The organism is Brevibacillus sp. AF8 (genome assembly GCF_021270385.1).
Classification (GTDB): Bacteria; Bacillota; Bacilli; order Brevibacillales; family Brevibacillaceae; genus Brevibacillus.
This window is the reverse complement of sequence record NZ_JAGQDN010000003.1, coordinates 1-11391: the sequence shown is the minus strand read 5'-3', so window position 1 is coordinate 11391 and position 11391 is coordinate 1. Positions and strand designations below refer to the sequence as shown.

Annotated in this window: 11 protein-coding genes; all 11 read left to right on the top strand. The window is 46.2% G+C overall.

Annotated elements, in window-relative coordinates; all coding sequences use genetic code 11:
* The first annotated feature begins 12 nt into the window (after positions 1 to 12).
* Genes fliQ through KB186_RS06175 form a run of 11 tightly spaced genes read left to right on the top strand, consistent with a single transcriptional unit; the run spans position 13 to position 11224 of the window.
* The gene (fliQ, locus tag KB186_RS06225; protein ID WP_007719290.1) at positions 13 to 282 is read left to right on the top strand and encodes a flagellar biosynthesis protein FliQ; all 270 of its coding nucleotides are present in this window, start codon (positions 13 to 15) and stop codon (positions 280 to 282) included.
* Positions 283 to 285: 3 nt separating this feature from the next.
* Positions 286 to 1068 (top strand): flagellar biosynthetic protein FliR, encoded by a 783-nt coding sequence (fliR, locus tag KB186_RS06220; protein ID WP_173608009.1) that lies wholly within the window; start codon positions 286 to 288, stop codon positions 1066 to 1068.
* Positions 1065 to 2162 carry a flagellar biosynthesis protein FlhB gene (gene flhB, locus KB186_RS06215; protein ID WP_173608008.1) on the top strand — a complete coding sequence of 366 codons (1098 nt, stop codon included), beginning with the start codon at positions 1065 to 1067 and terminating at the stop codon, positions 2160 to 2162. Before fliR ends, flhB begins: the two co-directional genes overlap by 4 nt.
* A gap of 18 nt (positions 2163 to 2180) precedes the next feature.
* Positions 2181 to 4223, top strand: coding sequence for a flagellar biosynthesis protein FlhA (flhA, locus tag KB186_RS06210; protein WP_064202438.1), 2043 nt, complete (start codon positions 2181 to 2183; stop codon positions 4221 to 4223).
* Positions 4220 to 5566: a flagellar biosynthesis GTPase FlhF gene (flhF, locus tag KB186_RS06205; RefSeq protein WP_232773268.1), complete on the top strand. Its 1347-nt coding sequence runs from the start codon at positions 4220 to 4222 to the stop codon at positions 5564 to 5566. The genes flhA and flhF overlap by 4 nt, the downstream gene beginning before the upstream one ends.
* 4 nt (positions 5567 to 5570) lie before the next feature.
* Positions 5571 to 6434 carry a MinD/ParA family protein gene (locus KB186_RS06200; RefSeq protein ID WP_232773266.1) on the top strand — a complete coding sequence of 288 codons (864 nt, stop codon included), beginning with the start codon at positions 5571 to 5573 and terminating at the stop codon, positions 6432 to 6434.
* Positions 6435 to 6465: 31 nt separating this feature from the next.
* Entirely contained in the window at positions 6466 to 7581 is a 1116-nt protein-coding gene (locus KB186_RS06195; RefSeq protein WP_173608005.1) for a protein-glutamate methylesterase/protein-glutamine glutaminase, read from the top strand.
* A 21-nt stretch (positions 7582 to 7602) separates the two neighbouring features.
* Complete coding sequence (locus KB186_RS06190) at positions 7603 to 9627, top strand: chemotaxis protein CheA (protein WP_232773264.1); 2025 nt, start codon at positions 7603 to 7605, stop codon at positions 9625 to 9627.
* A gap of 16 nt (positions 9628 to 9643) precedes the next feature.
* Positions 9644 to 10120, top strand: coding sequence for a chemotaxis protein CheW (locus KB186_RS06185; RefSeq protein WP_007719278.1), 477 nt, complete (start codon positions 9644 to 9646; stop codon positions 10118 to 10120).
* 5 nt (positions 10121 to 10125) lie between these two features.
* Entirely contained in the window at positions 10126 to 10752 is a 627-nt protein-coding gene (locus tag KB186_RS06180) for a chemotaxis protein CheC (protein ID WP_173608003.1), read from the top strand.
* Positions 10739 to 11224, top strand: a complete 486-nt coding sequence (locus KB186_RS06175; RefSeq protein WP_015891734.1) for a chemotaxis protein CheD — start codon at positions 10739 to 10741, stop codon at positions 11222 to 11224. The genes KB186_RS06180 and KB186_RS06175 overlap by 14 nt, the downstream gene beginning before the upstream one ends.
* Positions 11225 to 11391 lie beyond the last annotated feature (167 nt).

Here is an 11391-nt window from a genome sequence, read left to right as displayed (position 1 = left end):
AGGAGGTAGAGCATGACACAAGAATTACTTATGCAAATTGCCCAGAGCTCTGTTTATACCATCCTGCTGATTTCGGCACCCGCACTTGGGGTCGCCTTGCTGGTCGGTTTGATGGTCAGTGTCTTTCAGGCAACGACACAAATTCAGGAGCAGACACTCGCTTTCATTCCAAAGATCGTGGCCGTATTTGTCGTGATCTTGGCTGCTGGTCCATGGATGCTCCGGGTACTGCTTGATTTTACGATGGGGATTTTCGGTAACCTTCATCGTTTTGTTGGGTAGCGTATGAATCTTTTTCTGATGTATCTGCCCGTATTCTTGCTTGTTTTTGTCCGAATGAGTGCCTTTTTTGTAACGGCTCCGTTCTTTTCCATTCGTGGTGTACCGAATCAGTTTAAAATCGGTCTCGCATTTATCATTGCCGTCATTAGTTTTCAATCCTTGCCGGTACAAGGCGAGATTCCAATGGATTTGACTTTTATTCTGTATATTATGAAGGAAGCGCTTGTTGGTGTCATTCTTGGATACATATGTGAAATGATGTTTGTCGCCATTCAGGTTGCCGGCGGACTGATGGACATGCAGATGGGTCTCGCAATGGCAAACGTGATTGATCCCAAAACGGGTGCATATATCCCGATAACAGGTAACTTCAAAAACATTCTCGCTGTCCTGTACTTTTTCAGTATTGACGGACATCACATGCTGATACGAGGTGTGATAAGCAGTTACCAGGTTATACCCGTGGACATCATGTGGGCGGCTTTCGGAAGCGAAAACGTCATGATGACAGCAGTAAAAACATTTCAAACGATGTTTACGAGTGCGTTTATGATTGCGGCACCGATCGTCGTTGCATTGTTTCTGGTTGATCTCTCTCTTGGTATTATCGCCAAATCTGTCCCGCAGTTTAATATCTTTGTGGTGGGTTTGCCCATTAAACTGCTTGCCGGCTTTTTACTGCTTATTGTGGTGATGCCTGCGTTCTTGCTGACCCTGAACGGATTGTTTGGAAACATGTTCCGGGCACTTGCAGAAATGATGAAATCGCTCGGAGGATCACCATGAATCAATTGAGGCTTTCCTATCAAGTAGATCTTCAATTTTTTAATGGGGAAAAGACAGAAAAAGCTACGCCCAAGAAAAAGCAAGATGCACGAAAAAAAGGGCAAGTCGCGAAAAGTCAGGATCTTTCCCCAGCCCTATCTTTGACAGCATTTTTCTTTCTGCTAATGATGCTTGGCTCTACCATGCTAGGCACCTTTCAAGATTTGATGCGGGAGTCATTGATTACATATACCACGTGGCAAGTAAATGAAGAAAATTTAAAAGTCATCGTAATGCAGCTTGCATTTGAAGCGATAAAAATTGTAGGACCTATCTTGGGCTTGAGTTTTCTTATCGCATTTGCGGTGAACTACATGCAGGTAGGCTGGCTAATTAGTACAGAACCCCTTCAAATGAAGCTGGAAAAGATCGATCCGATTAAAGGGGCAAAACGAATTTTTTCCTTACGCTCGCTCGTAGAGCTACTGAAATCTTTATTAAAAATAAGCGCAGGCATTTACGTCGCGTACGTCATTTTGTGGAATGCAAAGGAACAAGTTGTACAGCTTTCCTTATTGTCTCTCGGAGCAGTCTTATCGTTTACTGCCGAAGAGGTGACAAAGCTGGGAATCTATCTCGGGTTATTGCTTTTCATTCTTGCGGTCCTGGACTACGCCTATCAGCGCTATGAGCATGAAAAGAATCTGCGGATGTCTAAGCAGGATCTCAAGGACGAGCATAAGCAAGCGGAAGGTGATCCGCTCATCAAAGGGAAGATTCGTGAACGGCAAAGAAGCATGGCCATTCGCCGTATGATGCAGGAGCTTCCCAAAGCGGATGTCATTATTACGAACCCGACTCACTTTGCTGTTGCCGTTCGCTATGACGCGAGTGCGATGAGTGCACCGACGGTAATCGCCAAAGGGCAAGACTATCTAGCGTTAAAAATAAGGGAAGTAGCGAAAAAGCATCGTATCGTTACCATGGAAAACAAGCCCTTGGCCCGGGCTCTCTATAGTCAAGTTGAAGTTGGGCAACAAATTCCCGAAGAGATGTTTAAAGCGGTCGCGGAAGTTCTCGCGTACGTCTACAAGCTGCAAGGGAAAGTGAAATAAATGGAAGGAGGATAACCAGTGGGATTCAAATTTAAAGAAGTTGGTACGATCCTTTTTGTCATAAGCATTGTTGTCATGATGGTAATCCCACTTCCTTCAGCGCTTCTTGATTTGCTGTTGATTTTGAATATCTCCCTTGCATTGACCATCTTGCTTGTGTCGATGTATACAAAAGAAACTTTGGAATTCTCGATCTTTCCGACGGTTTTGCTTATTACAACACTTTTTCGACTGGCCTTGAACGTGTCGACGACGAGAAATATTCTATCGCACGGTGAAGGCGGTAAAGTTATTGAAACGTTCGGTAGCTTTGTAGTCGGTGGTAATCAAGTCGTCGGTTTCGTTGTGTTTTTGATCTTGATCATCATTCAGTTTATCGTAATCACCAAAGGTTCTGAGCGTGTCGCTGAGGTAGCAGCACGTTTTACGCTCGATGCGATGCCTGGTAAACAGATGAGTATCGACGCGGATCTAAATGCAGGAATGATCACAGAAGCAGAAGCACGTGTACGAAGAAAAAAGATTGAAAACGAAGCTGACTTTTATGGAGCAATGGATGGTGCCAGCAAATTCGTAAAAGGGGACGCCATCGCGGGTATTATCATTTTTATCGTAAATATTATCGGTGGTTTTATCATCGGGATGCTCATTCACGATATGAGCTTTGCCGAGTCTGCCTCTCGTTTCACTACCATGTCTGTCGGTGATGCATTGGTGAGCCAAATTCCTGCGCTCTTAATCTCGACTGCAGCGGGTATTATTGTAACGCGTTCCACTTCTGGTGAAGGTTTGGGAGAAGACATCGTCAAGCAAATGTTCAGCTTCCCACGTCTTCTCTATATCGTATCGGGATGCATGTTGTTGCTGGGTCTTTTTACTCCGATTGGAATTTTGCCTGTGCTCCCAGTAAGCGGGATAATGGCATTTGCCGCCTGGAAAATGGAAAAGAACCAGAAGATGCAGATACAAGAATCCGCCGATAAGGTGGAAGAACAGCAAATGGAAGAAGTACGCAGTCCAGAAAGCGTCGTGAACCTGTTACAGGTCGATCCGATCGAGTTCGAATTCGGTTATGGCTTAATCCCGCTTGCTGATGTGAAGCAGGGGGGAGATCTGCTAGATCGAGTCATCATGATCCGAAGACAAATCGCACTCGAGATGGGGATCGTTGTACCGGTCATTCGTATACGTGACAACATCCAGCTTCGGCCGAATGAATACATGATCAAAATAAAAGGCAACCAGGTCGCAAAAGGGGAAATCATGCTGGATCACTATCTGGCAATGAGCCCGGGGATTGAAGATGATTCCATTGTTGGGATAGAAACCGTAGAACCTGCGTTTGGATTGCCCGCATTATGGGTAACAGAAGAGAATAAGGAGATTGCTGAGCTGTCTGGCTATACAGTTGTCGATCCGCCATCTGTTGTGGCTACACATCTGACAGAGGTCATCAAGCGACATGCCCACGAATTGTTAGGTCGCCAGGAAACAAGGGCCCTGATCGACAATGTAAGGGAGACAGCACCAGTTCTCGTAGACGAGTTGATTCCAAGTTTGCTCGCCATCGGGGACGTACAAAAAGTATTGCAAAAGCTGTTGCGTGAAAAAGTGTCTGTTCGAAATCTCCATGTCATTCTTGAAGCGCTCGCGGATCATGCCTTGTATACAAAAGATCCGGATGTACTGACAGAATATGTGAGACAGGCGATGGCGAGACAGATCACACTCCAATTTACGGAGCCAGGACAACCACTTCGCGTGCTGACAGCTGGAGCAGGATTGGAAAAAGCAATCTCTGAACGTGTGGAACAGTCTGAGCAAGGAAGCTATCTGGCGATGGATCCGGAAACGTCTCAGCGAATTTTCCAAAACATGTCGACTGAAGTGAGCAAAATGATCAACTCGGGTCAACAGCCGATCATTCTTTCATCACCAGCGGTCCGAATGTACTTGCGTCAATTAGTAGATCGCATGATGCCAGACGTTCCCGTTTTGTCGTACAGCGAGCTCGAACCACATGTTGAAGTGCAAAGCGTAGGGATGGTGAACATTTCGTGAGGGTAAAACGTTACATTGTCGATTCGATGCCAGAAGCAATGGAAAAAATCAGGACGGACTTAGGAATGGATGCAGTGATTCTTAATTCCAAGCCGATCAAAACAGGTGGATTGTTCGGGATGTTTGGCAAACAACGAATCGAAGTAATCGCTGCTGTCGATGAAAAGGCATCCGAGCGAGAAAATCCCACAGTAGCAGCTGAACATCGAACCAGCAACGTTTTGCCCAAATCGCAGACGGGTACGTACACGGCTGCTCAAGCGTATCGAAGACCGACTGTGGCAAAAACATCGGAGAATCAACAAGTTCAATCAACAGGGAGGGAGCAGCTCGTAGCCGCGATGACACAAACTGCGGTTGCGACGCCTCCTCAAGAAGAGATCTCAGATACGAGAGCTGTGCCAAAGCAAGGAGAGCCAGCTGAGCAGCATGCTCCTGTCACGACATCCCAAGAAAGAGCTATACCCGTAAGCAATCATGACGCGATTGCCACTGAAATGCGAGATATGCGTCAAATGTTTCAAAAGCTGTTGGTGCATGACTTAAGTGAACAACTTCCTCCGGCGATACAATCTATTCGTGCAAAGTTATTGAAGCAAGAAGTGACGGAAGAGCTAACTGCAGAAATCATTCGAAAAGTAATGGATATGTCGCAACCGGGTGAAAAATGGACGGAGGAAGAAGCGTTTACGGTAAGCCGAACGATTATCACTTCCATGATCGAGCCATATACAGCATCTTCGCCAAAGCTGGGTAAGAACGTACGGTATGCTTTCTTTTTCGGTCCGACAGGGGTTGGAAAAACAACGACCATTGCGAAGCTTGCGGCGAACAGCATGTTGAAGGAAAAGCGAAAAATCGGCTTTATCACGGCTGATACGTATCGAATGGCGGCTGTAGAACAATTGAAGACGTACGCAAACATCTTGAATGTCCCACTGGAGGTTGTCTTTTCGCCGAAAGAAATGGCGGCAGCGATGGAGCGCTTAAGTGATTGTGACCTCATTTTTGTAGATACGGCTGGACGAAATTTTCGCAACGATGAATACGTCGAAGGCATTCGTGAATTGTTGGAGCATGGCAAAGACAGCGTGAACTACCTGGTACTTAGCTTGAGCTCCAAATTCAATGATATGAAAGCGATCGTCCAAAATTTTGCGGAAGTTCAAGTGAAGCAAGTCATTTTTACAAAAGCGGATGAAACGAAGAGCTTTGGCACGATGTTGAATGTTTGTCAGGAGATGAATCTACAGCTCTCCTATGTAACGACAGGTCAAAATGTACCAGATGATATCGTTGTAGCTACACCCGAGCTGGTTTCAACGATGATTATGGGAGAGTAAACAGATGCGTGACCAAGCAGAGCAACTCCGTGAGCGGATGCTACAAAACAAGAAGACACGACCAACTAGACTGGTCACAGTGACGAGTGGAAAAGGTGGTGTCGGCAAGTCCAATTTCAGCTTGAATTTTGGACTTGGTTTGATTGAGAAAGGTCATAAGACGGTTTTGTTTGACTTGGATCTGGGTCTGGCAAATCTGGATGTATTAATGGGAATTACCCCAAAAAAGCATCTGTTTCATTTGTTAGAGCCAGATACGACTGTTTGGGACATTATCGAGCACGGGCCAGGAGGCTTAGAATTCATTGCGGGTGGATCTGGATTTACGCAGATCATGCAGTTAGATGATGAGAAGCTTGATCGCTTATTCTCACATCTGGACCCATTGCAGGGCTATGCCGACACCATCATTTTTGATACGGGAGCAGGTTTTTCAAAAGAATCCATGCGATTCATGCTCTCCTCAGACGAGGTCATCCTTGTTACCACTCCTGAACCACCAGCGATAACAGATGCATATGCAGTCATGAAGATGCTACACGCACGCAATCCTGCTGTATCCATTCGTTTGGTGATAAATCGAGCGTCGTCGGAGAGAGAAGGGAAAATGACGGCAGACAAGCTTGCGATGGTTTCCAAACGTTTTTTGAATATGGAAATTCAGTCGCTTGGATATGTTTCGGATGATCCTTATGTTTCAAAAGCTGTTAAACTGCAGCGTCCTTTTCTACTTACATATCCACAATCGCAAGCCGCGAGAAGCATACGAAATCTGGTAGAGCGGTATTTGGATCGTCCGGTTACTTCAGATGCTTCTGTCAGTGGCCTCAAAGGTTTTCTTGCGAGGTTGAGGCACTTGATACGATGAGACATAAAAGTAGGAAGGGAGCGACATTCGAATGAGCAAAATCCGCGTTCTCGTCACGGACGATTCAGCATTTATGCGTAAAGTGATTTCGGACATTTTATCTACTGATCCTGAGATTGAAGTGATCGATCGTGCCAAGAATGGACTCGAATGTATTGAAAAATGTAAACAACTGGTGCCGGATGTTCTCACACTCGACATTGAAATGCCTGTCATGAACGGTTTGGACGCTCTGGAAAAACTGATGAATGAGTGTCCGGTTCCGATCGTCATGTTGAGCAGCCTGACAAAAGAAGGCGCCGAAGCTACGATTCATGCGTTGGAACTAGGTGCGTTTGACTTTGTAACGAAGCCTTCGGGTCCAATTTCTCTCGATATCCACAAAGTGGGAGATCGTCTTATCGAGCGCGTGAAGGCTGCGGCAGCATCGAAAGTACGTTTGAAAAAGCAGATGCCACGCGTAGCCAAACCGGTATCTTTCGAACCAACAGCTGCACCTGGTGCTCCGGCCTCCCCAGTAATACGTACGAAAATACCGAGCCCGCCTGCTGTGATGCGGTCACAAGTGGGGGGGAAGGCAAGACTGGTGGTTCTAGGTACTTCCACAGGTGGTCCTAAAGCATTGCAGAGTGTACTGACTGCAATTCCGGCGAATTTTCCTGCACCAATTGCTATCGTTCAGCATATGCCAGCTGGATTCACAAAATCGTTAGCAAATCGACTAGACTCGTTATGTCAGATTCGAGTAACCGAGGTTGTCGATGGCGAGTTTTTGGAAAATGGTACAGCGTACATCGCTCCAGGAGGCTTCCACTTCGAAGTTCGTCAAGTGAATGGCAGACTGCAGGCCTACTTACATCAAGAGGAGCCACGAGGCGGACACAGACCGTCTGTCGATATCCTGTTTGAATCAGTCAGTCAATTGACAAATGTAGACAAGTGGGCAATCATCATGACAGGCATGGGAAATGATGGGACTAAAGGGCTAAAACTCATGAAGGAACTGGGCCGTGTCACAAGTATTATCGAAGATGAGTCGAGCTGTGTTGTATACGGAATGCCACGCGCAGCGATTCAAGCAGGCTTGGCAGACAACGTGGCCCCATTGGAAAAGATTCCAGAGCTGTTGTGCAAGCTCTTGCACTGATTTTTGGGAGGTGGATCACCTATGGATATGAATCAGTATTTGGACATGTTTATTGAGGAGTCAAAGGAACACCTACAGGCGATCAACGCCAATTTGCTACTCTTGGAAAGTGATCCGGGTAACATTGGCCACGTCAAAGAGATTTTTCGATCCGCGCATACATTGAAGGGTATGTCGGCAACTATGGGCTTTGAAGACATGGCGAGTTTGACTCACGAAGCGGAAAATGTACTTGACCTGATTCGCAATCAGAAGCTAACGATTACCAGTGATATCATGGACTCTATTTTCCAGAGTGTAGATTTGATTGAAGGCATGGTCATCGATATCACAGAAGGCGGAGACGGCTCAGCGGATGTATCCGCTATTGTAAAGAAGCTGCGTGCGATTGTTGCAGGAGACTTTTCAGCCGAGCAGGAAGTAGCAGCTACTACTATGGAAGTGGAAGCACCGCAAGAGGAAACTACATCAGCTGAAGATCATGAGCTTGATGATTATGCCATGATGGTCTTGAAGCAGTCTCAGGAGCTCGGGAACAACGTTTTGTGGATCAAAGTGACATTGAATGAAAACTGCTTGCTCAAGGCAGCCCGCTCTTACATGGTTTTTGATCAACTGGAATCCATGGGTGAAGTGATCAAAACGAAGCCAGCTGTTGAAGATATCGAGAATGAGCGATTTGAACAGTCGTTTGAAATCGCCTATGTGACGGAGCACTCGATTGAAAAGGTACGTACTACGATTCTTAACATTTCGGAAATCCAAGATGTGACAATCGAAACCATTCAATTGAAGAAGGAAGCTCCACCTGCTCCCGTAGTGCAACAGGCACCAGCACCAGCTGAAAAGGGTGCAGCAGAAGCTCCTCAAGCACCAGTGAAAAAGGCGACGGCTGGTGGAAAAACCATTCGTGTCGATATCGAACGCTTGGATATCTTGATGAATCTGTTTAGCGAATTGGTCATTGACCGCGGTCGTTTGGAGCAGTTGGCACGAGAAATTGGAAAGAATGAACTGCAAGAAACCGTGGAGCACATGAGCCGGATTAGTGGCGATCTCCAGAACATCATTCTGACCATGCGCATGGTGCCGGTGGAGCAAGTATTCAATCGTTTCCCACGTATGATTCGCGATCTGCAAAAAGATCTAAATAAAAAAGTGAATCTGGAGATTATCGGTGCGGAGACAGAATTGGATCGTACCGTCATCGACGAAATCGGGGACCCACTCAATCACTTGCTGCGTAACTCGCTTGACCACGGAATTGAGTCTCCAGCAGATCGGAAAAAGGCGGGTAAGCCAGAGGAAGGAAAAATCGAGCTCCGCGCTTTCCACAGTGGCAACCATGTATTTATTGAAGTAAGAGATGATGGTGCTGGAATCAATAAAGATAAAGTTCTCAAAAAAGCGCTTGAGAGAGGCATTGTCAATCCTGCCAATGCAGATAGCATGAGTGACAAGCAAATCCATGAGTTGCTATTTGCAGCAGGCTTTAGTACAGCGGAAGTTGTATCTGACATTTCCGGTCGTGGTGTTGGATTGGATGTCGTGAAGTCCAAAATTGAATCGTTGGGTGGCAGTGTCAGCGTAGATTCTGTGCGCGGTCAGGGCACGACTTTCCTCATTCAATTGCCACTTACGCTCTCTATCATTTCCGCGATGCTGGTGCAAGTGAAGGATGAGAAGTACGCTGTCCCACTCAGCTCCATTATTGAGACGGCTGTATTTAAAAAAGATCAAATCATGATGGCTCACCGCCAAAAAGTGATCGACTTCCGGGGACGTGTAGTTCCGCTCGTTTCGCTGCAGGACATTTTCCAAGTGCCTGATAATGGGGAAACGATGGAAGATGAAGTGGCAGTCGTCATCGTACGTAAAGGTGAGAAAATGGCAGGCCTTGTCGTCGATTCGTTCATCGGACAACAAGAGATTGTTCTAAAATCTCTCGGCAAATATCTGGTCAATGTATTTGCCATTTCAGGTGCAACGATCCTGGGAGACGGTCAGGTCGCGCTCATCATAGATTGTAACTCGCTGATTAAGTAGAAGGAGGGGCAGCCACATGCTCGATCAAAAAGAAGTCATTAGCGAAGTCAAAGTGATTGTCTTTCGATTGAAGGACGAAGAGTATGGCGTTGAGGTTCATCAGGTTAAATCCATTGAAAAGCTGGAGCACATCACAAGAGTTCCTCGAACGCCTAGTTTCGTCAAAGGGGTTATTAATCTGCGTGGCGTTGTGACACCGATTATTGACCTGCGAAATCGTTTTAGTCTCGAAGAAAGCGTCTATTCCGAAGCAACTCGAATCATTATCGTGGCCGTAGGTGAATTGGAAGTGGGTCTCATTGTAGATGCCGCAAACGATGTTATCGATATACCAGTTGATGCGATTGAACCGCCTCCAGAAGTTGTTGGAGGTGTGGAGGCTGCTTATTTGCGAGGCGTCGCTAAGCTGGATAAACGACTGTTAATCCTCTTAAACCTCGATAAAGTATTGAGCACTGAGGAAATCAAGCAGTTGGACGCAATTGAGGGGTAAGTAAAATGGGCGATTTTACGAAGTTTGGGGATTTCCAATTTGACGTTTTACGGGAAATCGGGAATATCGGTGCTGGTCACGCTGCCACGGCTCTCTCCAAGCTCATACAAAAAGAAATCGATATGAAAGTTCCACAAGTCAAGATTATCCCCTTCGACGAAGTTGCAGATTGTGTCGGAGGAGCGGAAACTGTAGTAGTGACCGTCTTCCTCCGGGTTGAAGGCGATTGTCCAGGCAACATGTTTTTCATCCTTGATTTGGATTCAGCCAAGCACCTGCTCGAGCAAATCACAGGAATTAATAAAGATGTGCACGAGTGGGAAGAGCTGGAGATCTCCGCGTTGCATGAGATTGGCAACATCTTAACAGGTTCTTATTTATCATCGTTAGCTGATTTTACACAATTAAATTTACAGCCGTCCGTACCTGCACTCGCTGTGGATATGGCTGGAGCTATTCTAAGTTATGGATTAATAGCGTTGGGTCAAGCGGGTGACTTTGCCCTCACGATTGACACCGCTTTTTTCGAAGGCAATGATCAAGTAAAAGGGAACTTTTTCTTAATTCCTGATCCTGAATCGCTCCCAATACTATTTCGTTCATTAGGGGTTCCGTTCGATGGAGATTATTAAGATAGGGATGGCTGATCTCGGTGTGGCAAAGCCGCCGAGCAAGCTGCGTACTACCGGTTTAGGTTCTTGCGTAGGAGTAGTACTCTACGATCATATCCATAAAATTGCAGGTATGGCACATGTTATGCTCCCTGAATCGTCTTTGGCTAAAGGCGGGGAGCTAACGATAGGCAAATATGCAGATACAGCAATCCCTCATCTGATTCAGTTGATGGTGAAGGCTGGTGCGGAGACGAGACACACAGTTGCGAAATTGGCTGGTGGCGCACAAATGTTCGCGTTTTTAGGAAATAATGACACCATGCGGATTGGGCCTCGGAATGTAGAGGCGTGCAAACTTGCATTGAAGGATGCTCATATAAAGATCGTGGCAGAAGATACAGGGGGAAACTGCGGTCGGACAATAGAGTTAGATGCCACAAACGGCATTCTTCAAATCAGGACCGTAAATCAAGGTGTGAAGGAAGTATAACAAATGTTAGGAACCATTTGGATTAATTTTGGATTAGGGATGCTCGCATTTCTTGTAACGCTGGGTACGGCTGTGGCGAGTAATGTCTGGCTCGTATCACTGGAGAGAGCAGGCATTTGTCCTATTCTTCCTCGCTGCATTTCCAATTCGTTGGCTGCTCGCAACGT